This is a genomic window from Methylobacterium planeticum (assembly GCF_008806345.1).
Taxonomy (GTDB): Bacteria; Pseudomonadota; Alphaproteobacteria; order Rhizobiales; family Beijerinckiaceae; genus Methylobacterium; species Methylobacterium planeticum.
Window position 1 is genome coordinate 255,704 of record NZ_VZZJ01000004.1, and the last position, 23,838, is coordinate 279,541.

Annotated in this window: 22 protein-coding genes; 11 read left to right on the forward strand and 11 right to left on the reverse strand. The window is 71.0% G+C overall.

The annotated features are described in order from the left end of the window. Positions 1-21: 21 nt before the first annotated feature. From infB to F6X51_RS06825, 6 genes are all read right to left on the reverse strand, one after another. A complete protein-coding gene (gene infB / locus F6X51_RS06795; RefSeq protein WP_150962460.1) occupies positions 22-3,024 on the reverse strand; it encodes a translation initiation factor IF-2 in 3,003 nt (1,000 codons plus the stop codon). Continuing rightward, positions 3,025-3,834 (reverse strand): RNA-binding protein, encoded by an 810-nt coding sequence (locus F6X51_RS06800; RefSeq protein ID WP_150962461.1) that lies wholly within the window; start codon positions 3,832-3,834, stop codon positions 3,025-3,027. It lies immediately after the preceding gene. Positions 3,835-3,854: 20 nt separating this feature from the next. Beyond that, positions 3,855-5,477 (reverse strand): transcription termination factor NusA, encoded by a 1,623-nt coding sequence (nusA, locus tag F6X51_RS06805; protein WP_150962462.1) that lies wholly within the window; start codon positions 5,475-5,477, stop codon positions 3,855-3,857. 110 nt (positions 5,478-5,587) lie between these two features. Further along, on the reverse strand, positions 5,588-6,427 hold the full coding sequence (rimP, locus tag F6X51_RS06810) for a ribosome maturation factor RimP (RefSeq protein ID WP_150962463.1): 840 nt from the start codon (positions 6,425-6,427) through the stop codon (positions 5,588-5,590). A 219-nt stretch (positions 6,428-6,646) separates the two neighbouring features. Further along, the gene (locus tag F6X51_RS06815; protein ID WP_150962464.1) at positions 6,647-6,829 is read right to left on the reverse strand and encodes a hypothetical protein; all 183 of its coding nucleotides are present in this window, start codon (positions 6,827-6,829) and stop codon (positions 6,647-6,649) included. Positions 6,830-7,258: 429 nt separating this feature from the next. Further along, positions 7,259-8,293, reverse strand: a complete 1,035-nt coding sequence (locus tag F6X51_RS06825; protein WP_150962466.1) for an aspartate-semialdehyde dehydrogenase — start codon at positions 8,291-8,293, stop codon at positions 7,259-7,261. Positions 8,294-8,693: 400 nt separating this feature from the next. Here F6X51_RS06825 and F6X51_RS06830 point away from each other — a divergent pair, with 400 nt between their 5' ends. Both F6X51_RS06830 and F6X51_RS06835 read left to right on the forward strand, forming a co-directional pair. After that, positions 8,694-9,581: a hypothetical protein gene (locus F6X51_RS06830; protein ID WP_150962467.1), complete on the forward strand. Its 888-nt coding sequence runs from the start codon at positions 8,694-8,696 to the stop codon at positions 9,579-9,581. Positions 9,582-9,727: 146 nt separating this feature from the next. Beyond that, positions 9,728-10,144 carry a hypothetical protein gene (locus F6X51_RS06835; protein WP_150962468.1) on the forward strand — a complete coding sequence of 139 codons (417 nt, stop codon included), beginning with the start codon at positions 9,728-9,730 and terminating at the stop codon, positions 10,142-10,144. Positions 10,145-10,200: 56 nt separating this feature from the next. Here the strand turns inward: F6X51_RS06835 and leuB are convergent, their stop codons facing one another. Further along, a complete protein-coding gene (gene leuB, locus F6X51_RS06840) occupies positions 10,201-11,310 on the reverse strand; it encodes a 3-isopropylmalate dehydrogenase (RefSeq protein ID WP_150962469.1) in 1,110 nt (369 codons plus the stop codon). Positions 11,311-11,390: 80 nt separating this feature from the next. Then, a complete protein-coding gene (locus tag F6X51_RS06845) occupies positions 11,391-12,353 on the reverse strand; it encodes a polyprenyl synthetase family protein (RefSeq protein WP_150962470.1) in 963 nt (320 codons plus the stop codon). A 120-nt stretch (positions 12,354-12,473) separates the two neighbouring features. On the opposite strand from F6X51_RS06845, the gene mtgA reads away from it, so the two are divergent. Together mtgA and F6X51_RS06855 are read left to right on the forward strand one after the other, a co-directional pair. Next, a complete protein-coding gene (mtgA, locus tag F6X51_RS06850) occupies positions 12,474-13,172 on the forward strand; it encodes a monofunctional biosynthetic peptidoglycan transglycosylase (protein WP_407658469.1) in 699 nt (232 codons plus the stop codon). 121 nt (positions 13,173-13,293) lie between these two features. Then, positions 13,294-13,890, forward strand: coding sequence for a hypothetical protein (locus F6X51_RS06855; RefSeq protein ID WP_150962472.1), 597 nt, complete (start codon positions 13,294-13,296; stop codon positions 13,888-13,890). 15 nt (positions 13,891-13,905) lie between these two features. Here F6X51_RS06855 and F6X51_RS06860 read toward each other — a convergent pair whose 3' ends face one another. Then, positions 13,906-15,147, reverse strand: coding sequence for an argininosuccinate synthase (locus F6X51_RS06860; RefSeq protein WP_150962473.1), 1,242 nt, complete (start codon positions 15,145-15,147; stop codon positions 13,906-13,908). A 166-nt stretch (positions 15,148-15,313) separates the two neighbouring features. Between F6X51_RS06860 and F6X51_RS06865 the strand changes: the two genes are divergently transcribed. The 7 genes from F6X51_RS06865 to F6X51_RS06895 all read left to right on the forward strand — a co-directional run bounded on the left by F6X51_RS06865 (position 15,314) and on the right by F6X51_RS06895 (position 22,223). After that, positions 15,314-15,940, forward strand: a complete 627-nt coding sequence (locus tag F6X51_RS06865) for a 2-hydroxychromene-2-carboxylate isomerase (protein ID WP_150962474.1) — start codon at positions 15,314-15,316, stop codon at positions 15,938-15,940. Between the two features lie 91 nt (positions 15,941-16,031). Next, positions 16,032-16,727: a DsbA family protein gene (locus tag F6X51_RS06870; RefSeq protein WP_150962475.1), complete on the forward strand. Its 696-nt coding sequence runs from the start codon at positions 16,032-16,034 to the stop codon at positions 16,725-16,727. A 277-nt stretch (positions 16,728-17,004) separates the two neighbouring features. Next, positions 17,005-17,577: a F0F1 ATP synthase subunit delta gene (locus tag F6X51_RS06875; protein WP_150962476.1), complete on the forward strand. Its 573-nt coding sequence runs from the start codon at positions 17,005-17,007 to the stop codon at positions 17,575-17,577. Between the two features lie 65 nt (positions 17,578-17,642). Beyond that, complete coding sequence (gene atpA, locus F6X51_RS06880) at positions 17,643-19,172, forward strand: F0F1 ATP synthase subunit alpha (RefSeq protein WP_150962477.1); 1,530 nt, start codon at positions 17,643-17,645, stop codon at positions 19,170-19,172. Between the two features lie 95 nt (positions 19,173-19,267). Further along, on the forward strand, positions 19,268-20,155 hold the full coding sequence (locus F6X51_RS06885; RefSeq protein ID WP_150962478.1) for a F0F1 ATP synthase subunit gamma: 888 nt from the start codon (positions 19,268-19,270) through the stop codon (positions 20,153-20,155). A gap of 45 nt (positions 20,156-20,200) precedes the next feature. Continuing rightward, entirely contained in the window at positions 20,201-21,661 is a 1,461-nt protein-coding gene (atpD, locus tag F6X51_RS06890) for a F0F1 ATP synthase subunit beta (protein WP_150962479.1), read from the forward strand. A 160-nt stretch (positions 21,662-21,821) separates the two neighbouring features. Further along, positions 21,822-22,223, forward strand: coding sequence for a F0F1 ATP synthase subunit epsilon (locus F6X51_RS06895; RefSeq protein ID WP_150962480.1), 402 nt, complete (start codon positions 21,822-21,824; stop codon positions 22,221-22,223). Between the two features lie 56 nt (positions 22,224-22,279). On the opposite strand, the gene F6X51_RS06900 is transcribed toward F6X51_RS06895, so the two are convergent. After that, positions 22,280-23,572, reverse strand: a complete 1,293-nt coding sequence (locus tag F6X51_RS06900) for a CCA tRNA nucleotidyltransferase (protein ID WP_191970030.1) — start codon at positions 23,570-23,572, stop codon at positions 22,280-22,282. Then, positions 23,569-23,826 (reverse strand): DUF6111 family protein, encoded by a 258-nt coding sequence (locus tag F6X51_RS06905; RefSeq protein WP_150962481.1) that lies wholly within the window; start codon positions 23,824-23,826, stop codon positions 23,569-23,571. The genes F6X51_RS06900 and F6X51_RS06905 overlap by 4 nt, the downstream gene beginning before the upstream one ends. Positions 23,827-23,838 lie beyond the last annotated feature (12 nt).

Genomic DNA, 23,838 nt, shown 5'->3' on the forward strand with positions numbered 1-23,838 from the left:
ATTCGCCCGACCGGCCGCGCCCTACAGCGTGCGGCGGATCTCCTCGACCCGGTAGCACTCGATCACGTCGCCGGCGCGCATGTTCTCGAAATGCTCGAAGGCCATGCCGCATTCCTGGCCGGAGGTGACCTCCTTGGCGTCGTCCTTGAAGCGCTTCAGCGTCTTCAGCTTACCCTCGTGGATCACGACGTTCTCGCGGATCAGGCGGACATGCGCCCCGCGCTCGACGATGCCGTCGGTGACGCGGCAACCCGCGACCTTGCCGACCTTGGAGACCTCGAAGACCTCCTGGATCAGGGCCTCGCCCAGGCGCTCCTCGCGGAGCGTCGGCGGCAGCATGCCCGACATGGTCGCTTTGATGTCATCCACGAGGTCGTAGATGATGTTGTAGTAGCGGATCTCGATGCCGGCCCGCTCGGCCGCCTCGCGCGCTTCCTTGTGGGCCCGCACGTTGAAGCCGATGACGACGGCCTTCGAGGCCTGCGCCAGGGTGATGTCCGACTCGGTGATGCCGCCGACGCCCGCGAGCAGGATGCGGGCCGAGACCTCGTCGTTGCCGAGCTTCTCCAGCGCCCCCGAGATGGCCTCGACCGAGCCCTGCACGTCGCCCTTGATGATGACGGGCAGTTCCTTGCGGCCGGCGCCTTCCTTGAGGTCGCGCATCATGTCCACGAGCGAGCGGTTGGCACCGCCCGTGCGGGCATTCAGGCGCTCGCGCTTGGTGCGGGCGCGGTACTCCGTGACCTCGCGGGCCCGGGCCTCGTTCGGAACCACGATGACGCGGTCGCCCGCATCCGGGGTGCCGTTGAAGCCGAGGATCTCCACCGGCACCGAGGGGCCGGCATACTGGATGTTCTCGCCCTGGTCGTCGATGAGGGCGCGCACGCGACCCCATTCGGCGCCCGCCACCACGATGTCGCCGGTGAAGAGCGTGCCGCGCTGGACCAGGACCGTGGCCACGGGGCCGCGGCCGCGATCGAGCTTGGCCTCGATGACCGTGCCCTCGCCGTCGCGCTTCTCGTTGGCGCGCAGGTTCATGATCTCGGCCTGGAGCTGCAGGCCCTCGAGCAGGTCCGGCAGGCCGTCGCCGGTCTTGGCCGAGACCTCGAATTCCAGGGTCTCGCCGCCCATCGACTCGACCTGGATGTCGTGCTGCAGCAGCTCGGTGCGGACCCGCTGCGGGTTCGCGTCCGGCTTGTCGATCTTGTTGATGGCGATGATCATCGGCACGTGGGCCGCCTTGGCGTGCTGAATCGCCTCGACGGTCTGGGGCATGACGCCGTCATCGGCCGCCACCACGATCACCACGATGTCCGTCACCTTGGCGCCGCGGGCGCGCATGGAGGTGAAGGCCGCGTGGCCGGGGGTGTCGATGAAGGTGATCAGGTCGCCGGACGGCGACGCCACCTGATAGGCGCCGATATGCTGGGTGATGCCGCCGGCCTCGCCCGAGACGACGTTCGCCTTGCGGATGGCGTCGAGGAGCGAGGTCTTGCCGTGGTCGACGTGGCCCATGATGGTCACGACCGGCGGACGCGGATCGAGATCCTCCTCCAGGTCCGGCTCGTCGGAGGTGAGGCCCTCCTCGACGTCGGACTCGGCGACGCGGCGGACGGTGTGCCCCATCTCCTCGGCGATGAGCTGCGCCGAATCCGAGTCGATCACGTCCGTGATCTTGTGGATCTGGCCCTGCTTCATCAGCAGGCGGATCACGTCCACCGCCCGCTCCGACATGCGGTTGGCGAGTTCCTGGATGGTGATCGTCTCGGGGATCGTGACCTCGCGGGACAATTTCTCTTTCTGCTCCGCCTGGCGGTGCCCGCTCATGCGCTGCTGCCGGCGGCGGAAGGAGGCGACGGAGCGGGTGCGCTCGTCCTCGCCCGAGGTGGCGTTCGCGATGGTGAGACGGCCGCGGCTGCGGTCGCCGCCCGGCTGCTTCGGGGTCTTGGGCGGCGTGATGATCTTGAGCGGCATGCCCGGGCGCCGGATCACGCGCTTGGTCTCGCTCTCCTCCTCGGCCGCGGTGGCGGTGGAGCGGCCGGCCGGGCGCGCCGCGGCGGCGGCGCCGGCGGGGCGGGCGGCCGTCGCCGGGCTCGGGGCCTTCTCGGGCTCGGGGGCCGGAGCGGGCTTGGCCATGAAACTCAGGTCGCGCGGCTTGCGCACGTCCGCCGTGATGGTCTTGCGCGGCTCGCCGGCGGGCGGGCGCGGGGTGAGGGGGGTACGCGGCACGGGCGCGCCGGTGGCCGGCCGGGCGGCCGACGCCGTCGGACGGGCGGCGGCAGCGGGACGCGCCGGGGCCGCAGCGGCAGGACGGGGCGCCGCGGGAGACGCGGCGGCAGGGCGGGCCGGGGCGGAAGCCGCGGCCTGGGCGGGTACGGGTGCGGCCTGGGCGGGTGCGGCCTGGGCGGGACCCTCGGCCTGAGCGGGGGCCGCGGCGGGCTGCGCGGCGGCGGGCTCGGCCGCGGCAGGCGCCGGGGCGGCCGCCTCGGCGCGCTCGGCCTCGGCGCGGCGGCGAGCCTCCTCGGCCGCGTGGCGGCGGTGCTCGTCCTCCTGGCGGCGGCGGCTCTCCTCCTCGCGCTTGCGGGCCTCGGCGGCCTCGCGCTCGCGCTGCTCGGCGGCCTCGCGCTCGCGGCGCTGGCGGGCCTCGTCCTCGGCCTGGCGGCGGATCTCCTGCTCGCGGCGCTGGGCGTCCGCGAGGGCCGCGGCGCGGGCGCCCTGCTCCTGCTCGCTCAAGGTGCGCAGCACGACGCCGGAGGACGAGCGCTGCGACGGGGCGGGCCGGGCGGGCGCCGCGGGCGCCGCCGGGGCGGGCCGGGCCGCGGCGGGCGCCGCTTCACGGGGAGCCGTCGTGCCGGGCGTGGCACCGATGACACGGCGCTTGACCGTCTCGACCACGACCTGCTTGGAGCGGCCATGGGAGAAGCTCTGGCGCACGGTCCCCTGCTCGATCGGACGCTTCAAGGAAAGCGGCTTCGAGGGTCCCTTCGCCAGAGTCTTGTCGCCCGGATTGTTCGTATCGCTCATTCAGCCCAAACCCTGAGGGTTTCCATCGTCCCAAGAACCGGCAACCTGCGGGGTGCCGGCCAGATCCGTCACATCGTCGTCAAGCAGAGGGGAGCCAGCCTCGCCGTCACGGGCGGAGCCGGGCTCCTCAGTCGTCGTGGCAACACCCTGGAAGGAGCGGTACCGACGCCAACGCGACAGGCAGCCGGCAGCTCCGACTCCTGCGACGAGCGCAGCGTGTATCACATGATCCCGACCCAAGGCCATGTCCAATTCTTCATTGGACAGGTCGTCGATGATCGGTACGCGAGATATGGCATTCCCATGCCGGCGGTGCAATGCCGCGACGATCTTTCGGCGTCCGTCGGGGCTTCCGTCCGCCGCCTGGATCACCGCGGCGACGCCCGCGCGGTCGCCGATCGCGGCCTCCACCTTGGCGAAGCCCGCGACGACGCAGCCGGCCTTGTTGGCGAGCGCCAGACCCTGGCGCAGGTCGTCGCGCAGGCCCGCGGCGACCCGGTCGGCGAGGTCGGCATCGGCGCCCGCGTCCCTGGTCTTGAAGGCGCGCTGGAACAGCCGCTTCCGCACGGCCTCGGCCACCGCCTCGCGCCGCGCCGAGATCCAGGCGCCGCGGCCGGGGAGCCGGGCCCGGAGGTCCGGCACCACCCGGCCCTCGGGCCCGAGCACGAAGCGGACCATGCCGGCCGGCGGCTGCGCCACCCGGGTGACGATGCAGGTGCGCTCCGCCCCGTGGCGTCCGGTCAGGGGGCCGGCATCGAGGGCGACGCCCTCGGCCGGCCCGTCGGCCGCGTCGGTTCCTGGCTGGCTCATCGCGGCGCGGGTCCGGGCGCTCAGCTCGCCCGGGCCTCGGTCTCGCCGGCCGCCTCGGCCTCGGGCTCCTCCTCGGCCGCCTCGGGCTCGGGCAGGGCCTCGATCCAGCCGGCCTTGAGGCGGGCGGCCATGATCATGGCCTCGGCCTCGGCGCGGGAGAGGTCGAACCCGTCGAGGTAGCCGGCGTGGCGCACGGCGTCGGGGCCGCGGCCCTCGGTGTAGCCGACGAGGTCGTCGGTGGCGCAGCCGGCGAGGTCCTCGATCGACTTCACCTCGTTCTCGCCGAGCGCCACCAGCATCGGGGTGGTGATGCCCTCGATCTCGCGCAGCTCGTCGGCGACGCCGAGCTCGAGGCGGCGGGAATCGTATTCCTGCTCGACGCGGGCGAGATGGTCCTGGGCGCGGGCCTGGATCTCGGCGCCGGTCTCCTCGTCGAGGCCCTGGATGCCGGAGAGCTCCTGCGTCTCCACGAAGGCGATCTCCTCGACGGAGCGGAAGCCCTCGGCCGCGAGGAGCTGGCCCACGGTCTCGTCGACGTCGAGCGCCTCCATGAAGACCTGGGTGCGCTCGGCGAACTCCTTCTGGCGGCGCTCCGATTCCTCGGCCTCCGTCAGGATGTCGATGTCCCAGCCCGTGAGCTGCGAGGCGAGGCGCACGTTCTGGCCGCGCCGGCCGATGGCCAGCGAGAGCTGGTCGTCGGGGACCACGACCTCGATGCGGTCGGCCTCCTCGTCGAGCACCACCTTGACGACCTCGGCCGGCTGGAGCGCGTTGACGATGAAGGTCGCCTGGTCCTCGGACCAGGGGATGATGTCGATCTTCTCGCCCTGCAGCTCGCCCACCACCGCCTGGACGCGCGAGCCGCGCATGCCGACGCAGGCCCCGACCGGGTCGATGCTGCCGTCGCGGGAGATCACCGCGATCTTGGCGCGCGAGCCCGGATCGCGGGCGACCGCCTTCACCTCGACGATGCCGTCGTAGATCTCGGGCACCTCCTGGCCGAACAGCTTGGCCATGAATTGCGGGTGCGAGCGCGACAGGAAGATCTGCGGGCCCCGCACCTCGCGGCGCACGTCGAACAGGTAGGAGCGGATGCGGTCGCCGGGGCGGAAGGTCTCGCGCGGGATCATCTCGTCGCGGCGCACGATGCCCTCGCCGCGCCCGAGATCGACGATGACGTTGCCGTACTCGACGCGCTTGACGAGCCCGTTCACGACCTCGCCGATGCGGTCCTTGTACTCGTCGTACTGGCGGTCGCGCTCGGCGTCCCGGACCTTCTGGACGATGACCTGCTTGGCCGACTGGGCGGCGACGCGGCCGAAATCGAAGGGCGGCAGCGTGTCGGAGATGACGTCGCCGACCTGGGCCGCCGGGTTGTAGCGCCGGGCCTGGTCGAGGGTGATCTCGCGGGCGTCGTTCTCCACGAGGTCGACCACCAGCAGGTGGCGCGACAGGCGCAGGGCCCCGGTCTTGGAATCGATCTCCGCGTGCACGTCGGTCTCGGCGCCGTAGCGCGAACGGGCGGCCTTGGCGATCGCCTCCTCCATCGCGTCGATCACGATGGAACGGTCGATCACCTTCTCGCGGGCCACCGCGTCGGCGATCTGCAGGAGTTCGAGCCTGTTGGCACTGACGACGGCCATCGGTTTCGGTCCTTCTCTTCGTCTCGCAAGGGGGTGTCGGTCTCGCGAGGGCAGGGAGTGAATCATCCGGTTCGATCGCGCGGCGCCCGGATCGGGGCGCGGCGCGGGTGCTAGTGCAGCTTCCCGGCGGCCTTGAGCCGGGCGGCCTTGGTGACGACCGGCCTGTCCGGGTCCCGGGGAGCCTTGTCCCTGGCCGGCCTGTCCTTGGCCGGCTTGTCCTTGCCGGGCTTGTCCTTGCCCGGCTTGTCCTTGCCGGGCTTGTCCTTGGCCTTCAGCTTCGTGCCGGGCTTGCCCGGCTTCGGTCGCGGCGGCGGCGCGAGGCCGACGGATTCGGACGCCCCCGAGCCGGCCTCATCCGCGTCGCGCTCCGCGTCGTCCTCGGCCTCGTCCTCGTCCTGCGGCGGGGCGGACCCGCGCCGGAGCGATTCGCGCACGAGCTCGTCGGTCAGGACGAGATGCGCCTCCGCGAGGTCGCGCAGGGGCACGTCGATGCGGCTCGGCAGCCCGGCCTTCACGTCGGGCAGGTCCACCGGCACCGTGGCGCCGTCGGGGCTCGGCACGCCGATGATGCCGCGGAAGCGCTTGCGCCCCTCCATCGGGACGGCCAGCTCGACCTTGGCCTCGTATCCGGCCCAGCGGGCGAAGTCGGAGACCCGCACCAGGGGCCGGTCGATGCCGGGCGAGGAGACCTCGAGGTGGTAGGCGATGCCCACCGGATCGTCGAGGTCGAGGATCGGCGAGATCGCCCGGCTCACCGCCTCGCAATCCTCCACCGTCATGGTGCCGTCCGGCCGCTCGGCCATGATCTGCACCGTGCAGCCGTTGGCGCTGGAGACCTTGACCCGCACGAGCTGGTAGCCGAGCCCCTCGATCGGGTCCTCGACGACGCGCACGACGCGCGCCGCGACGCCGTTCTCGGTGACCAGACGTTTCTCGATGGGCTCCGCCATGCTGCGCTCAAGGGTCCGACATGTGGGTTCGGTCGGTTCCGGCGGTCGGGCGTCGCGGCAATAAAAAAGAGCGGACCCGGTGGGGCCCACTCCCGAACCGCAGCCTCGCGACTGCAACCAGAACTGTTGAACCCGCATATACGCCGAAACGCCGCGAATTCAAGCGGATTCCGCCGCGCGGAGACCGGATGTCGGGATCCGGACCCGGGCGCCGGCGCCTCAGCGCGGGGGCAGGGCGGCGGCGTAGGACACGAGCGGGGGCGTCGGCGGCGCGGCGCGGTCGGTGAGGATCACGGCGAGGATCCAGGCCGTCACGAGGGCGAGGAACGCGCTCTCGCGCAGGCTGAGGCGGGGCGGCTTGGGCTCGGGCTCCGGCTTGGGCTTGGGCTTGGGCTCGGGCATGGCGGCGTCTCCGTTTCGAGCGGGGAGGGTGCCTTGTGCCGGCCGATTGTTTCCCAAAAATGTGGGAAATTTACCCACTCAATTCGCGCGGCGATTTCGAGCCGGAAGGGGCCGGCCACCCTGCCGACCGCGTTCTCGCCCTCCCACCGGCGGAGGATCCGCCCGAGAGCCGCACCAGCAAAGTCTCGAGCGCGAGACCCGCGCGTTGAGCGGCGGATCGGGCCGGTCCCGGTCGCCGGCGGCGTGCGCCTCGCCATTGGGCGCCTCTCAGTTCATGATTTGTTCCATTCATCGGTCCAGGTTCCCGGGCCTCCCGTCTCATCACCCGCGCGTGACCAAGCGGCGCGGCCACGAAAAAAAGCGCCGCCCCGCATCGGCGGGACGGCGCTCGCAGCGATCGGCCGCGTCGGGGGCGGGACGCCCCGCGGCTCAGGCCGCCCGCTTCGCCTTGTTGAGGAGCTTGCGGTTGATCAGCACCTCTGCGATCTGCACGGCATTGAGCGCCGCGCCCTTGCGCAGGTTGTCCGAGACGCACCAGAACGAGAGGCCGTTGTCGATCGTCGAGTCGGCCCGGATCCGGGACACGTAGGTGGCGTCCTCGCCTGCCGCCTCGTGGGGCGTGATGTAGCCGCCGTTCTCGCGCTTATCGACCACCATCACGCCCGGCGCCGAGCGCAGGATCGCGGTGGCCTCCTCGGGCGAGATCGGACGCTCGAACTCGACATTGACCGCCTCGGCATGGCCGATGAAGACCGGCACCCGCACGGCGGTGGCCGTGAGCTTGATCTTCGGGTCGAGCATCTTCTTGGTCTCGGCGACCATCTTCCACTCTTCCTTCGTGTAGCCATCCTCCATGAACACGTCGATGTGGGGGATGACGTTGAAGGCGATGCGCTTGGTGAACTTCTCGACCTTCACCTCGCCCGCCGTGAAGACGGAGCGTGTCTGGTTGAACAGCTCGTCCATGGCGTCCTTGCCGGCGCCGGAGACGGATTGGTAGGTCGCCACCACGACGCGCTTGATCGTCGCCGCATCGTGGAGCGGCTTCAGCGCCACGACGAGCTGCGCGGTCGAGCAATTGGGGTTGGCGATGATGTTCTTCCTGGAGAACCCCACCACCGCGTCGGCGTTCACCTCGGGCACGATCAGCGGCACGTCCGGGTCGTAGCGGAAGGCCGAGGAATTATCGATCACGACGCAGCCCTGGCTGCCGATGCGGGGCGACCACTCCTTGGAGGTCTCGCCGCCGGCCGACATCAGGCAGATGTCCGTGTCCGAGAAATCGTAGGTGTCGAGGGCTTTGACCTTCAGGATCTTGTCGCCGAAGGAGACGTCCTGGCCCTGCGAGCGACGCGAGGCGAGCGCCACGACCTCGTCGGCCGGGAAGGCGCGCTCGGCCAGAATGTCCAGAATCTCGCGGCCCACATTGCCCGTGGCACCGACGACGGCGACCTTGTAACCCATCTCTCCAACTCCGCTTGAACCCCATGCCCGGGCGGCCCCTGCGCGCGTGCGCCTCTCGGCCGGCGTCCCGGGGCCTTTCGGCCCGACCCCCGACCCCGTGCGGGTGAGAGGAGCCTGCCGCCGAAGGCATCTCGATGCCCCGAACCGGGGGCGACCTCCGGACCCGGAACCCGCGTCACGCAGGTGGGTGCTTCGGAAGGCGAGAGCAAGACGCCCCGTCTTCCCGCCTGTCAAGGGCCGCCGGAGCCCTGGTGAGGACCGCAGCGGATCAAGATTCGATTCACCGAGATCGCAGAAAGCCCGGCCCGGCGCCATCGCCTAAACCGGTTGGGCAGTGGCACCGCACCATCCTGACCGGCGTCGCGAAGGGTCATCCCGTCCCCTCAGCCCAGCAGGACCGATGCAGCGAGACCGCAGAGAACCGCGCTTCGATTTCCCCGCCCCGATCGACGCGCCGGGCGAGGACGACCCGGACGCGATGCCGCCGCGCCTCGGCGGATTCCGCTTGGGGCCGGCGGTCCGCCGCGCGGCCTGCGCCGCCGCGATCATCGCCGGCCTCAGCCTGCTCGCGCGCGAGACCATGCGGTCGCCATCCCCCGCCCCGGCCCCCGAGGCGCCGCTCGCCGTGGCCTTCGTGCCGGCCTCGGCGCTGCCGGTGCGGCCGGCCGTGCCCGGCACCGCCATCGGCCCACGCTATCGTCTCGGCGAGGCCGGATCCGGCGACCCAGTCCGGGCCGAGCCCGCCCGCTTCAACGCCGTGACGGGCCTGCGCGAGGACGCGCTCAGCCGGGGGGATTTCTCCGCGATCGCGGCGCCGCACCTGCGCCTCACGATCACCGAGGGTGTCGGCGCGGAGCCGAACCCGAGCCTGTTCGTGGCGATCGCCCGGCGTGCCGCGGACGGGCCGGGACTCTCCGTCACCCGCACCGGCGAGCGCGGCCGGATCGACACCAAGTTCGGCGCCTTCGAGACCCTCGAGGCGACCCTCGTGGGTGCCGGAACCCGCATCTGCACGGGCTTCTCGAGCCTCGTGGCCGCGCCGATTCGGATCGAGGGCTGGCTCTGCGCGCCGCTCGGGCTGCCGCCCGAGCCCCGCGCCCTCGTCTGCGCCCTCGACGGCCTCGGCCTCGACGGGCCGGCGGACCCCGCCACCGAGGCGGTGTTCCGCGAGGCGCAGGCGCGCCGCGATCCCGCCTGCCGACCTTCCGCCAGGCAAGCCGCGGGGCCGGATACGGCCGCCCAGACCGGTTCGATCGGCGCCGGCCGGCGGGCACAGGCGAAAAAATGAGGCACAATTGCGGCAAAACGTACAAGCTTTGCCGTAAAGGGGAACCACGGCCCAGCTGGCACGTCTACTCCGAAGACACGCCCGGGATACCGAACAATCTTAATCAGTCGGTGCCAGTTTCATCCCCGCTTTCAACAAGGTGCCTCATGCGCTCGCTCAAGATTGCCCTGATGGGTGCCATCGCTCTGGCCGGGTTCGGCCTCAGCACCGCCGCCGATGCCCAGGGACGCTACGCGCCGGGCGGGTATTACCGCGTCAGCGGCCCGCTGCCGATCCGGATCCGGCCCCGCAGCTGGCTCGATGCCGGCAACGTCGTCGAGCCGGGCAGCACCACGGGCGGCCTCGGCAACCCCGCCACGAACCCGCAGCTGATCGCGGCCTCCGGCCTGCTGAATCCGCCCTACGGCCGCAACGACCGCTTCGGCAGCGGCATCCTGCCCGACCCGATCACCAACGGTCCGTTCATCGGCGCGCGCTCCTCGGCGATCCGCAACGTCGACCTCTCGGGCTTTGACGCGATCGACCCGACCTCCTACGTGTCGCGCTACGGCAACCCATACTGAGACCACGCACCACCGGGGACACACAGAGGGGCGCCGTCCGGCGCCCCTCTTCTCGTTCAGCGCAGGCGCGCCCTCAAGGCCGAGACCACCGCCTCGCCCATGCCGGCGGTACCCATAACGTTGGCTCCGTCGGCGGCGATGTCCCTGGTGCGGGCGCCGCCCGCGAGGGCGTCCGTGATGGCGCCGTCGAGGAGGTCCGCCGCCTCGCCGAGCCCGAACGAGTAGCGCAGCGCCATCGCCAGCGAGCCGATCATCGCCAGCGGATTGGCGAGGTCCTGGCCCGCGATGTCGGGGGCCGAGCCGTGGACGGGCTCGTAGAGCGCCTTGCGGGTGCCGCGGGCATCGACGGCCCCGAGGGAGGCCGAGGGCAGCATCCCGAGGGAGCCGGTGAGCATCGCGGCAACGTCGGAGAGCACGTCGCCGAACAGGTTGTCGGTCACGAGGACGTCGAACTGCTTCGGCTTGCGCACGAGTTGCATGGCGCAGTTGTCGGCCAGAACGTGCTCGAGCGCGAGGTCCGCGTAATGCTCGGCATGGACCTGCGTGACGACCTCCTTCCAGAGGACGCCCGACTTCATCACGTTGTGCTTCTCGGCCGAGGCCACGCGGCCTGAGCGCTTGCGCGCGAGGTCGAAGGCGACGTGGGCGATCCGCTCGATCTCCCCCGTGGTGTAGACCTGGGTGTCGACGGCGCGCTTGGTGCCGTCGGGGAGCGTGGTGATCTCCTTCGGCTCACCGAAATAGACGCCGCCGGTGAGCTCCCGCACGATCATGATGTCGAGCCCCTCGACGAGCTCACGCTTGAGGGCCGAGGCCTCGGCGAGGGCCGGGTAGCAGATCGCCGGCCGGAGGTTGGCGAACAGCCCGAGATCCTTGCGCAGGCGCAGGAGGCCCGCCTCGGGGCGGATGTCGTAGGCGACGCCGTTCCATTTCGGCCCGCCAACCGCGCCGAGCAGGATCGCGTCGGCCGCATCCGCCCGCGCCAGGGCGTCGTCGCTGAGCGGCTTGCCGTGCACGTCGATCGCCGCGCCGCCGACGAGGTCGGTCTCGGTCTCGAAGGTCGCGATCCCGGTCTCGGCGAGCGCGCCGATCACCGTCTGCACCTGATCCATCACCTCGGGGCCGATCCCGTCGCCGGGGAGAAGCAGGAGCTTGTAGGTGGTCATGGCGGAACTCGCTGAGGGTTGGAACGCGCCGCTCTATCGGCGGCCTCGGGGTGTTGGCAATCGGGGATCCCGCGGAGGGATCAGACCTTGCGGGCCACCGTGAAGCGCGCCGCCTCCCGGAGGGTCGCGGCCTTCGCGCCCCAGCGCGAGACCGCCTCCTCGCAGACGCCGACGAGGCGGTCGCACTCGGCGCGCGCGCCGTCGAGGCCGAGCCGGTCGACGAGGGTCGCCTTGCCGGCATCCTTGTCCTTGCCGGTGGCCTTGCCCATCGCCTCGGGCGAGGCCTCGCGGTCGAGGATGTCGTCGGCGATCTGGAAGGCCTGGCCGAGCGCGAGGCCGTAGCGCAGGAGGGCGGCCCGCGCATCCGCATCGGCGCCGCCGACGATCGCGCCGGCATCGACCGAGAAGGCCAGGATCGCGCCGGTCTTCATCGCCTGGAGCTGAAGCGTGTCGTCGACCCCGAGGGAGACGGGGCCGAAGCGGCCCTCGGCCCCGAGGTCGAGGAGCTGCCCGCCCACCATGCCGCCGAGCCCCGAGGCCTTGGCGAGGCCGAGGACGAGGTCGGCCCGGATCGCCGCGTCGGGCTGCCAGGCCGAATCGGCCAGGATCTCGAAGGCCAGCGTCTGCAGCGCGTCGCCGACCAGGATCGCGGTGGCCTCGTCATAGGCCTTGTGCACCGTGGGCTTGCCGCGGCGCATGTCGTCGTTGTCCATGGCGGGCATGTCGTCGTGGACCAGGGAGTAGCAGTGGACGAGCTCGATCGCCGATCCCGCCGCGAGGGCACCCGCCTCCGAGCCGCCGAGCATGCGGGCGGTCTCGACGGCGAGGAAGGGGCGCAGCCGCTTGCCGCCGCCGAGGACGGCGTGACGCATCGCCTCCATCAGGCGCGCGGGCCGGGTGATCTCTCCGCTCTGCGTATCGGGCGCGAGACGATCGGCCAGGAACGCTTCCACCGCGTCCGCCACTGAGGCAAGCTTGCGGGTAAAGGCGTCCACCGGGGCATCTGCCTTGACCGAAGCGTGGGAAGCTTGCGTTGAGGTCATCGTGGGGCTCATCGAAACGTGGCCTTGGTCGGGAATGGAAGCGACGCGGTGCGGGGGGACGATCTCAGCCGAGAGCCGGACGGCGCCGAGCCACGCGCGGGCGACCGCGGCGAGCGCCCGCTGAAGCGGGTGACGCGGACGGGCCGGCACTGGCGGCCGCGGCGGCTCGCCAGCCTGCTCCTGCTCCTCCCCATCGTGGTCGTTGTCCTGACGCTCATGCTCGCGCTCGTCTATAGCGCGGTGACGCCGCCCTCAACCCTGATGCTCGGACGATGGTTGACGCTGCAGCCCGTCCAGCGCAGCGCCGTCGGCCTCGACGCGATCTCGCCCTACCTCGTCCAGTCGGTGATCGCCTCCGAGGACCAGCGCTTCTGCGCCCATGACGGCGTCGACTGGACGGCGCTCCGAACCGTGGTCGACGACGAGGAGGGGCCGAGCCGCGGCGCCTCGACGATCACCATGCAGACGGCCAAGAACGTCTTCCTGTGGCCCGGTCGGTCCTACATCCGCAAGGCCCTGGAGATCCCGCTGGCGCTTCTCGCCGATGCGATCTGGGGCAAGCGCCGCACCCTGGAGATCTACCTCAACGTGGCCGAGTGGGGCGACGGCATCTACGGTGCCCAGGCCGCCGCCCGCCACTGGTTCCGCAAGGACGCGCGCGATCTCAGCCGCGGCGAGGCGGCGCTCCTGGCCGCCACCCTGCCGAACCCCATCGCCCGCAGCGCGGGCAAGCCCTCGCGCGGCGTCCGGGCCGCGGCGGGCCGGATCCAGAACCGCATCGGGCAGGTCGAGGGCCTGCTCGGCTGCCTCAGGCGCTGATACCCTCCGCCGACCCCTCGCGCTGCGTCCGCGTCGGTTTTCGGGCGCTGCGGCGGCCGGGGCGGGTTTCCGAGGCGCCGAAATCGGCTAGGGAGCCCCATCGGAGCGCGGGACAGAGTTCATGAACGGGCAGGAGATTGACGTCACGCTGGAGCGGATCGCCCTGATCCGCCGCCTCGTGGTGGCGTGGAACGGGGAGGGGCACGGCGCCCCGATCGTCCATCCGGACGCCCCCTACGGCAGCACCGCCTGGGACGAGGACATCGCCAACGTCACGGGCGACGACGAGGGCGCCGAGGAGGAGCACCGGGCGGTCGGCGAGGCCCTGAAGGCCTTCGTGCGCCATGCGACCCTGAAGCCCGGCCGCTTCACCTACCACAACCCCTTGGAGAAGCTCGATCTCTCGGAGTTCGAGGACGTGTTCCGGGATGCCGCGACCGGTCGCTCGCCGGCGCAGATCACCTTCGACGTGACGGCCGAGCATCTGGCGCTGATCCCGCACCTCGCGGTGATCTGGGATGCTGAGCGGGCCGTCCCGGCGGTCGAGGCGGCCGAGCCCTACGGCGCGGGAGCCGGCCTCGCGGACGCGATGGCGGCACGGCTCGGCATCCCGGCGGCGGGGGCGGAGGGCCGCCTCGACCGGCTGCACCACGAGATGCAGCCGGCCCTGCAGATCTTCCTGCGCTACGCCGACATCGCCCCCGGCCCCTATCGCTAGCGCGGTCGTCAGCGCTCAGGCGCCGAGCTTCTTCCGGCGCTGGGCGAGGGTGCGCAGGCGCAGGGCGTTGAGCTTGATGAAGCCCGCCGCGTCGCGGTGGTCGTAGGCCACGGCGCCTTCCTCGAAGGTGACGAGGTCCTGGTCGTAGAGGGAGTTGGGGCTCTCGCGGCCGATCACGTGGACGCCGCCCTTGTAGAGCTTCAGCCGCACCGTGCCGGTGACCATCTCCTGGCTCTTGTCGATCAGCGCCTGCAGCATCTCGCGCTCGGGCGAGAACCAGAAGCCGTTGTAGATCAGCTCGGCATATTGCGGCATCAGCGCGTCCTTCAGGTGCGCGGCGCCGCGGTCGAGGGTGATCGACTCGATCGCCCGGTGAGCCGGCAGCAGGATCGTGCCGCCCGGCGTCTCGTACATGCCGCGGCTCTTCATGCCGACGAAGCGATTCTCGACGAGGTCGAGGCGGCCGACGCCGTTGTCGTGGCCGAGCTGGTTGAGCTTGGCCAGCAGCGCCGCGGGCGACAACGCCTCGCCGTCGATCGAGACCGCGTCGCCCCGCTCGAAGCCGATGGTGATGACGGTGGGGGTGTCCGGCGCCTCCTCGGGGGAGAGGGTCCGCGAGTAGACGTAATCCGGCACCTCGTCGGCGGGGTCCTCCAGCACCTTGCCCTCGGAGGAGGCATGCAGGAGGTTCGCGTCCACCGAGAACGGGCTCTCGCCGCGCTTGTCCTTGGCGATGGGGATCTGGTGCTGCTCCGCGAAGGCGATCAGCGACTCGCGGGAGCGGAAGTCCCACTCGCGCCAGGGCGCGATCACGGTGACGTCGGGCTTGAGGGCGTAGTAGCCGAGCTCGAACCGGACCTGATCGTTGCCCTTGCCGGTGGCGCCGTGACAGACGGCGTCAGCCCCGACCCGCTCGGCGATCTCGATCTGCTTCTTGGCGATGAGCGGCCGGGCGATCGAGGTGCCGAGGAGGTAGACGCCCTCGTACTGGGCGTTCGCCCGGAACATCGGGAAGACGTAGTCCCGCACGAATTCCTCGCGCAGATCCTCGATGAAGATGTTCTCGGGCTTGATGCCGAGAAGCTCGGCCTTGCGCCGGGCCGGCTCCAGTTCCTCGCCCTGGCCGAGATCGGCCGTGAATGTGACGACCTCGCAGCCGTAGGTGGTCTGGAGCCACTTCAGGATGATCGAGGTGTCGAGGCCGCCCGAATAGGCGAGCACCACCTTCTGAACGGGCTTCTTGTTCGAGTCGGACATCGGATTCCGGGACTTCACTTCGGAGGGATCGCGGCGGCTTATCGTGGCGGCCCTTCGCCTGCAACCGGCGTGCCGCATCGGGCGTTCGCCGAGAGCCGGTCGCCACATCGCCGACATGGTGCGGCGCCAGAGAGCGTACCCACACGCGTACCGGAGATTGCACGACATGGCACGTCGGCCGACCCTCGAGTTCTGGTACGAGTTCGCCTCCACCTATTCCTACCTCGCCGCGATGCGGATCGAGACCCTGGCGGAGGCGGCCGGGGTCGAGATCCGCTGGCGCCCCTTCCTGCTCGGGCCGATCTTCGCGGCGCAGGGCTGGACCTCGTCGCCCTTCAACCTCTTCCCGGCCAAGGGCCGCAACATGTGGCGCGACCTCGAGCGCGAGGCGGCCCGCCTCGGCCTGCCGGCGGTCACCCGCCCGGCCTCGTTCCCGCAGAACAGCCTCAGCGCCACCCGGGCCGCCAGCTACGGGGTGGACCAGGACTGGCTGATCCCGTTCTCGAAGGCCGTGTTCGAGGCCTCCTTCGCCAGGGGCCAGTCCATCGCCGAGCCGAACGCCGTCTGCGCCCTGCTCGATCGCCTCGGCCTCGACGGGGTGCAGATCCTCAAGGCGGCCTCGAACGAAGCCAACAAGACGAAGCTCCGGGTCAACGGCGAGGAAGCGCGCTCCCGCGGCATCTTCGGGGCGCCGACCTTCCTGACCGATGACGGCGAGCTGTTCTGGGGCAACGACCGGCTGGAGCAGGCGCTGGCCTGGGCCGCGGGCGAGCGGCCCGGCTCCCTTCGTTGAGCCCGGCCCCGAAGCCTGTTCCGTCGCGTCCGGTTCGGCTCTAGAACACCGCGCCGCCCGCCGGACAGCCCGCCCACAGGACCGAATGCCGATGCCCCTCGACCGTCGCCGCTTCCTCGCCGTCTCGGCGGGCCTCGCCTCGAGCCTCGCGGCGGCGGGCCCCGCGGCGGCGCAGGGCTACGGCCAGGCCTTCGCGGTGACGAGCGACGAGGGCCGGCCGGTCGCGAACATGCGGCTGCCCGGCGAGATCACCGGGGAGATCCAGGCCCTGCGCGGCGTCACCTATGTCGGTCCCCGCGAGGCCGAGACGACGCTCTACGAGTTCTTCGACTTCAACTGCCCCTATTGCCGGAAGGCCGCGGCCGACATGGCGTCGCTGACGGCAAGCGACGCCGCGCTGCGCGTCGGCCTCGTCCACAACCCGATCCTCTCGGTGCAGTCGGCCCAGGCCGCCAAGGTCGCGCTCGCGGTGCAGCGCAAACTCGGCTCGGCCGCCGCCTGGACCCTCTACGGCCAGCTCCTCGGCAAGCCCGGCCGGATCGACGGGCAGGGCGCCCTCGCGGCGGCCGGCAGCCTCGGCGTCCCGGCCGCCGAAATCGAGGCGATCGCCGACAGCGAGGAGGTCCGCATCGCCCTGAAGAGCCACATGCGGGTGGCGGCCGATCTGGGCCTCCACGCCACGCCGTCCTACGTGCTCGGCAACACCGGGATCCTCGGCCATCCGGGCGCCGCTTCGCTCGCGCGGATGATCGCGGCCCTGCGCCGCTGCGACCGGATCGCCTGTTGAGCGGCCCCTCCGGCGGGAGCGCGGCGCCTCACCTTCGCCACCGTTCGGCATCAGGCATCGCGGCTCGATCAGCCGCCCCGCGCCGCAACACGGCGTCGGCCGCATCGCCTTGCGCGCCCCGGGTTGCCATGCTAGGCGGTCGCCGCGTCGGCAAAGGGGATCTACGCGCCCCGGAGCGCCGTCACATTCCCAATACCCACGGTCCCAGTGCCGAGCGCCGAGAACGGGTGCGGAAACGGCCGGAACCACCGGGCAAGGACATAAGAGAGAGCGACGGGTGGCGCAGAACGGTTCCGAAGCGGGTCCCCTGGTCGCAGGCGTAGCGGGCCGCTACGCATCCGCATTGTTCGAGCTGGCCCGCGACGAGCGCCAGGTCGACGGTGTCGCCGAGAACCTCGATCGCTTCGATGCGCTCCTCAAGGAGAGCCCCGACCTGAACCGCCTCGTGCGCAGCCCCGTCTTCACCGGCGAGGAGCAGGCCGCCGCCATCGGCGCCGTTCTCGAGAAGGCCGGCATCCAGGGCCTCGCCGCCAACTTCATCCGGCTCTCGGCGGCCAACCGCCGCCTGTTCGCGCTCCCCGACATGATCCGCGCCTTCCGCATCCTGGTGCGGGAATCGAAGGGCATCGTCCGTGCCGAGGTGCGCGTCGCCGAGAAGCCCTCCGACGCGGTGCTGGAGGAGATCCGGGCCTCCCTGCGCGACGTCGCCAAGTCCGAGGTCGAGGTCGACCTGCAGGTCGACCCGAGCCTGATCGGCGGCCTGGTCGTGAAGATGGGCAGCCGCATGGTCGATGCGAGCCTGCGCACCAAGCTCAACGGAATCCGCCTTGCGATGCGGGAAGCCCGGTAAGCGCCGCAGGCGCTGACGCCGCTCCCGTTCCCGACAACACTCGTTTGCATTGAAGAGGCCCGACGATGGACATCCGCGCCGCCGAGATTTCCGCGATCCTGAAAGAGCAGATCAAGAACTTCGGCGAAGAGGCCGAGGTCACCGAGGTCGGCCAGGTCCTGTCCGTCGGTGACGGCATCGCCCGCGCCTATGGCCTCGACAACGTCCAGGCCGGCGAGATGGTCGAGTTCGAGTCGGGCGTGCGCGGCATGGCGCTCAACCTCGAGCAGGACAACGTCGGCATCGTGATCTTCGGCTCCGACCGCGAGATCAAGGAAGGCCAGACCGTCAAGCGCACCGGCTCCATCGTGGACGTGCCGGTCGGCAAGGGTCTGCTCGGCCGCGTCGTGGACGGCCTCGGCAACCCGATCGACGGCAAGGGCCCGATCGTGACCGAGGAGCGCCGCCGCGTGGACGTGAAGGCGCCGGGCATCATCCCGCGCAAGTCCGTGCACGAGCCGATGGCCACCGGCCTCAAGGCGATCGACGCCCTGATCCCCGTCGGCCGCGGCCAGCGCGAGCTGATCATCGGCGACCGCCAGACCGGCAAGACCGCCATCGCCCTCGACACGATCCTCAACCAGAAGGCCGCCCACCAGGGCACCGACGAGAAGGCGAAGCTCTACTGCGTCTACGTCGCGATCGGCCAGAAGCGCTCCACCGTCGCCCAGTTCGTGAAGGTCCTCGAGGACCAAGGCGCCCTGGAATACTCGATCGTCATCGCGGCGACCGCCTCCGACGCCGCCCCGATGCAGTTCATCGCACCCTTCGCCGGCTGCGCCATGGGCGAGTATTTCCGCGACAACGGCATGCATGCCGTGATCGTGTACGACGATCTCTCCAAGCAGGCCGTGGCCTACCGCCAGATGTCGCTGCTGCTGCGCCGCCCGCCGGGCCGCGAGGCCTATCCCGGCGACGTGTTCTACCTCCACAGCCGCCTGCTCGAGCGCGCCGCCAAGATGGGCGACGCGGCCGGCAACGGTTCGCTCACCGCGCTCCCGGTCATCGAGACGCAGGCGAACGACGTGTCGGCCTACATCCCGACGAACGTCATCTCGATCACCGACGGCCAGATCTTCCTCGAGACCGACCTGTTCTACCAGGGCATCCGTCCGGCGGTGAATGTCGGCCTCTCGGTGTCCCGCGTGGGCTCGGCCGCGCAGACCAAGGCGATGAAGAAAGTCGCCGGCAAGATCAAGGGCGAGCTCGCGCAGTACCGCGAGATGGCCGCCTTCGCGCAGTTCGGCTCGGACCTCGACGCCTCGACCCAGCAGCTGCTGAACCGCGGCTCGCGCCTCACCGAGCTCCTGAAGCAGCCGCAATTCTCGCCGCTGAAGATGGAGGAGCAGGTCGCGGTGATCTACGCCGGCGTCAACGGCTACCTCGACAAGCTGCCGCTCGCCAAGGTCCGGCCCTTCGAGGACCAGCTCCTCTCGACGCTGCGCTCGAAGCACCAAGACCTGCTGACCGCGATCCGCGACTCGAAGGACCTGTCCGACGAGAACGCCGGCAAGCTGAAGAGCGTCGTCGAGAGCGTGGCGAAGTCCGTCGCCTGAGCCGGTCGCCTGAGCCTGATCGATCATCGAGCACGGGCGCCCGCCACGCGGGCGCCCGCCCTTGAGCGGCCCGCGCCCCAGTTGGAAGTCCCCCGATGGCGAGTTTGAAGGATCTGCGCAACCGCATCACCTCGGTGAAGGCGACGCAGAAGATCACCAAGGCGATGCAGATGGTCGCCGCCGCGAAGCTGCGGCGCGCCCAGAACGCCGCCGAGAGCGCGCGGCCCTATGCCGAGAAGATGGCCTCGGTGCTCGGCAATCTCGCGGGCAACCTCGTGGGCGGCGTCGGCGCGCCGAAGCTCCTCTCCGGCACCGGCGAGGACCGCACCCACCTCCTGGTGGTCTGCACCGCCGACCGCGGCCTCTGCGGCGCCTTCAACTCCTCGATCGCGCGCCTCGCCCGCGAACACGCCAACCGCCTGATGGCGGAGGGCAAGACGGTGAAGATGATGACCGTCGGCAAGAAGGGCTACGACATCCTCCGGCGCCAGTTCCGCCAGCAGATCATCGAGAACATGGACCTGCGCGGCAACAAGCCGGTGGATTACGAGTTCGCCTCCGAGATCGCCGAGAAGATCCTCGTGCGCTTCGACGCGGGCGAGTTCGACGTCGCGACCCTGTTCTACTCGGAGTTCCGCTCCGTGATCTCGCAGATCCCGACCGCCCAGAAGCTCATCCCGGCCGAGCTGCCGGAGGGCGGCGAGAGCACGACGGGCGCCCCGGCCGATTCCGCGCTGGAATTCGAGCCGAGCGAGGAGGCGATCCTCGCGACCCTGCTGCCGCGCAACCTCACCGTGCAGGTGTTCCGGGCCCTCCTGGAGAACGCGGCCTCCGAGCAGGGCTCGCGGATGGGCGCGATGGATTCCGCCACCCGCAACGCGGGTGAGATGATCAAGAAGCAGACGCTGATCTACAACCGCACGCGTCAGGCCATGATCACCAAGGAACTGATCGAGATCATTTCGGGCGCCGAGGCCCTCTAAAGTCTCCGGGCGCTCTGACCGCAAACCTTCGAAGGACGCAAGATCATGGCGAACACCGCTTCCCCCTCCACCGCCGCCAACTCGGTCGGCCGCATCACGCAGGTCATCGGTCCCGTCGTCGACGTGCAGTTCGACGGCCACCTGCCGGAGATCCTCAACGCCCTCGAGACCAAGAACAACGGCGCCCGCCTGGTGCTCGAGGTGGCCCAGCAGCTCGGCGAGAACACCGTCCGCTGCGTCGCCATGGACACCTCGGAAGGCCTCGTCCGCGGCCAGACCGTCTCGGACACGGGTGAGCCGATCAAGGTGCCGGTCGGCCCCAACACCCTCGGCCGGATCATGAACGTCATCGGCGAGCCGATCGACGAGGCCGGCCCGATCGAGGCCCAGAGCTACCGGGCCATCCACCAGCCGGCCCCCTCCTACGCCGACCAGTCGACCGAGGCGCAGATCCTCGTCACGGGCATCAAGGTCGTCGACCTCCTGGCCCCCTACGCCAAGGGCGGCAAGATCGGCCTGTTCGGCGGCGCGGGCGTCGGCAAGACCGTGCTGATCATGGAGCTGATCAACAACATCGCGAAGGCCCACTCGGGCTACTCGGTCTTCGCCGGCGTCGGCGAGCGCACCCGCGAGGGCAACGATCTCTACCACGAGATGATCGAGTCCAAGGTGAACATGGACCCGAAGGAGCATAACGGCTCCGCCGAGGGTTCGAAATGCGCCCTCGTCTACGGCCAGATGAACGAGTCCCCCGGCGCCCGCTCGCGCGTCGCGCTCACCGGCCTGACCATCGCGGAGGATTTCCGCGACCAGGGCCAGGACGTGCTGTTCTTCGTCGACAACATCTTCCGCTTCACCCAGGCGGGCTCCGAGGTGTCGGCGCTCCTCGGCCGCATCCCCTCGGCGGTGGGCTACCAGCCGACGCTCGCCACCGACATGGGCGCCCTGCAGGAGCGCATCACCACGACGAACAAGGGCTCGATCACCTCGGTGCAGGCCATCTACGTGCCGGCCGACGATCTGACCGACCCGGCGCCCGCCGCCTCGTTCGCCCACCTCGACGCCACGACCGTGCTGTCGCGCTCGATCGCCGAGAAGGGCATCTACCCGGCGGTCGACCCCCTCGACTCCACCTCGCGCATGCTCTCCCCCGCCATCCTCGGCGATGAGCATTACGAGGTCGCCCGCCGCGTCCAGCAGACCCTGCAGCGCTACAAGGCGCTCCAGGACATCATCGCGATCCTGGGCATGGACGAGCTCTCGGAAGAGGACAAGCTGTCGGTGGCCCGCGCCCGCAAGATCGAGCGCTTCCTGAGCCAGCCCTTCCACGTGGCCGAGGTGTTCACGGGCTCGCCCGGCAAGCTCGTCGCCCTCAAGGACACCATCAAGGGCTTCAAGGGCCTGGTGAACGGCGAGTTCGACGACCTGCCGGAGGCCGCCTTCTACATGGTCGGCACCATCGAGGAGGCCAAGGAGAAGGCCAAGAAGCTCTCGGCCGCCGCCTGACGGTCGTCTTCCCTCCCCCGCGCGGGGGAGGGGCCTCGAGGGATCGTAGATCCCGCGTGGGGATGATGCCGCGTCCCGCCCGGCGGAGCCGGCCGATCCACCCCCGTCTCCCGCTCCTCCCCGCAACGGGGAGGAGGGCTCCCGAAGAGATCCCGATCCGATGGCCACCTTCCAGTTCGATTTCGTCGGTCCCGAGCGGACGCTGTATTCCGGCCAGGTCGAGGCCGTGCAGCTTCCGGGCACCGAGGGCGAGATGACCGTCCTGCCGGGCCACGCCCCGGTCCTGACCTCCCTCAAGGTCGGGGTGATCGTCGTCACCGAGCGCCAGAACAGCGGCAAGCGCATTCTGGTGCGTGGCGGTTTCGCCGATATCGGGCCGACCGGCGTCACGGTGATCGCCGAGCGCGCCGCGCCGATCGAGGAGGTCACGCCCGCCTCGATCGACAAGGATATCGAGGCCGTCGAGCTCCAGCGCGACGCCACCGAGGACCTGCAGAAGCGCGAGGAGCTGAACGGGCAGATCACGCAGCTTCAGGAAACCAAGGCGACGCTGAACTTCTAGGCTTCGCGGTCGGCCCCGCCCGGCCTGCTCTCGCCGTCAGACCCGTCGGTCCCGCCTCAGGCGGAGCCGGCGGGTTCTTCGTTGGCGGCGTCGAGCGCGAGGGCCAGGAGGGTCTTCCGGGCGTCGGCATCCATCGGGCAGCCGAGCGCCAGCCAGCCCGCGCGTGCGGCCGCCAGGGCCCGGCCGATCCGGGGGCCGGGGCTCACGCCCCGCGCGACGAGATCCGCGCCCGCCAGGGGAAAGACCGGCGCCACGGCGTCGGGACGGAGCAGATTCTCGAGCATCGCGCCGGCCTCGGGGGTCAGGTGCGGGCGCGGCTCCCCCGCGAGGATCGCGATCGTGGCGGCGAGGATCGGGGCGCCGTGCTCGGCCGCGAGGCCGCGCAGGGCCTGCGCGCCGATCGTCGCGGGATCGCGGAGCGCCGCCACCGCGCGGGCATGCGCCAGGAGGCGCGCATGCTCCGGGTTCGAGAGCCGCAGGGCGTCGCGCAGCCGGTCGGCATCGGCGGCGCTGGCGACGCTGAGGGCCGCGAGCCGCTCGATCGCGGTGGCCTCCGCGGCGATGCCGCGCCCGAGGCGGCCGAGATCGCCGATCCCCCCGGTGAGGCGCGGCAGCAGGCCGGTCCGGCTCAGGATCCCGGCCGCCGCGAGGGCGCCGGGCGCCATCAGCAGCTTCAGGACCTCGCCCCTCACCCGCTCCCGCGAGAGCCCGTCGAGGGCGTCGCGCGCCGCGATGCAGGCGGCGAGGCCCGCCCGGTCCGGCTCGCCCGACCCGTAGCGGGCGTGGAAGCGGAAGAAGCGCAGGATCCGCAGGGCATCCTCGCGGATCCGCGTCGCCGGCTCGCCGATGAAGCGCACGCGCCGCGCCGCGAGGTCTGCGAGCCCCCCTGTCGTGTCGTGGAGACGTCCGTCCGCGCCGGCCGAGAGGGCGTTGATGGTGAAGTCGCGCCGTTCCGCGTCCCGCGCGAAGTCGCGGCCGAAGCGCACCACCGCGTGCCGCCCGTCCGTCTCGATATCCTCCCGCAGGGTCGTCACCTCGAAGGTCTCGCCCGCGACCAGGACCGTGACGGTGCCGTGCGCGATCCCCGTGGGGATCGCCCGCAGGCCAGCATCCGTCGCCCGGTCCCGGGTCGCCTGCGGCGGCAGGGTCGTGGCGAGGTCGATGTCGGAGACCGCCCGGCCGAGGAGGACATCGCGCACGCAGCCGCCGACGAGGCGCGTCTCCTCGCCCGGCACGTCGAGGGCGGCGAGGATCGTGACGACCTCCGGCCGGCGGCGCAGCCGCGCCAGCCCGTCCCGGTCGAGGCCGGCCGCCCCGGGCGCATCCGGTTCGGGCGCCGGCCCCGTCACCGGAACTGGCCCGGCACGAGGCGACCGTTCTCCATATGCGCCGGCACGTAGCCGTCGGCGTGGCGCTCGGAGAACAGGCCGGTGAGCACCAGGGAGGCGATCACGACGCCGAGCCCCGCCAGGACGAGGCGGAACAGCTGCGCGTCCCAGTGGGCCCGCTGCAGCGGGTTGCGGCCGACGAGCAGGAGATAGCCGAAGAACAGCAGGAACGGCACGAGGAAGAGGGCGAACTCCTCCAGAACACGACGCAGCATGAGACCCGATTC

Excerpts from the sequence above, each read along its gene's own strand:
- atpA (WP_150962477.1), top strand. The coding sequence starts at position 17,643 with ATGGACATCCGCGCCGCCGAGATTTCCGCGATCCTGAAAGAGCAGATC.
- F6X51_RS06825 (WP_150962466.1), bottom strand. The coding sequence starts at position 8,293 with ATGGGTTACAAGGTCGCCGTCGTCGGTGCCACGGGCAATGTGGGCCGC.
- atpD (WP_150962479.1), top strand. The coding sequence starts at position 20,201 with ATGGCGAACACCGCTTCCCCCTCCACCGCCGCCAACTCGGTCGGCCGC.
- F6X51_RS06845 (WP_150962470.1), bottom strand. The coding sequence starts at position 12,353 with ATGACCTCAACGCAAGCTTCCCACGCTTCGGTCAAGGCAGATGCCCCG.
- F6X51_RS06865 (WP_150962474.1), top strand. The coding sequence starts at position 15,314 with ATGGCACGTCGGCCGACCCTCGAGTTCTGGTACGAGTTCGCCTCCACC.
- leuB (WP_150962469.1), bottom strand. The coding sequence starts at position 11,310 with ATGACCACCTACAAGCTCCTGCTTCTCCCCGGCGACGGGATCGGCCCC.
- F6X51_RS06800 (WP_150962461.1), bottom strand. The coding sequence starts at position 3,834 with ATGAGCCAGCCAGGAACCGACGCGGCCGACGGGCCGGCCGAGGGCGTC.
- F6X51_RS06835 (WP_150962468.1), top strand. The coding sequence starts at position 9,728 with ATGCGCTCGCTCAAGATTGCCCTGATGGGTGCCATCGCTCTGGCCGGG.
- rimP (WP_150962463.1), bottom strand. The coding sequence starts at position 6,427 with ATGGCGGAGCCCATCGAGAAACGTCTGGTCACCGAGAACGGCGTCGCG.
- F6X51_RS06905 (WP_150962481.1), bottom strand. The coding sequence starts at position 23,826 with ATGCTGCGTCGTGTTCTGGAGGAGTTCGCCCTCTTCCTCGTGCCGTTC.
- nusA (WP_150962462.1), bottom strand. The coding sequence starts at position 5,477 with ATGGCCGTCGTCAGTGCCAACAGGCTCGAACTCCTGCAGATCGCCGAC.
- F6X51_RS06870 (WP_150962475.1), top strand. The coding sequence starts at position 16,032 with ATGCCCCTCGACCGTCGCCGCTTCCTCGCCGTCTCGGCGGGCCTCGCC.
- F6X51_RS06885 (WP_150962478.1), top strand. The coding sequence starts at position 19,268 with ATGGCGAGTTTGAAGGATCTGCGCAACCGCATCACCTCGGTGAAGGCG.
- F6X51_RS06830 (WP_150962467.1), top strand. The coding sequence starts at position 8,694 with ATGCAGCGAGACCGCAGAGAACCGCGCTTCGATTTCCCCGCCCCGATC.
- F6X51_RS06860 (WP_150962473.1), bottom strand. The coding sequence starts at position 15,147 with ATGTCCGACTCGAACAAGAAGCCCGTTCAGAAGGTGGTGCTCGCCTAT.
- infB (WP_150962460.1), bottom strand. The coding sequence starts at position 3,024 with ATGAGCGATACGAACAATCCGGGCGACAAGACTCTGGCGAAGGGACCC.
- F6X51_RS06815 (WP_150962464.1), bottom strand. The coding sequence starts at position 6,829 with ATGCCCGAGCCCAAGCCCAAGCCCAAGCCGGAGCCCGAGCCCAAGCCG.
- F6X51_RS06855 (WP_150962472.1), top strand. The coding sequence starts at position 13,294 with ATGAACGGGCAGGAGATTGACGTCACGCTGGAGCGGATCGCCCTGATC.
- F6X51_RS06895 (WP_150962480.1), top strand. The coding sequence starts at position 21,822 with ATGGCCACCTTCCAGTTCGATTTCGTCGGTCCCGAGCGGACGCTGTAT.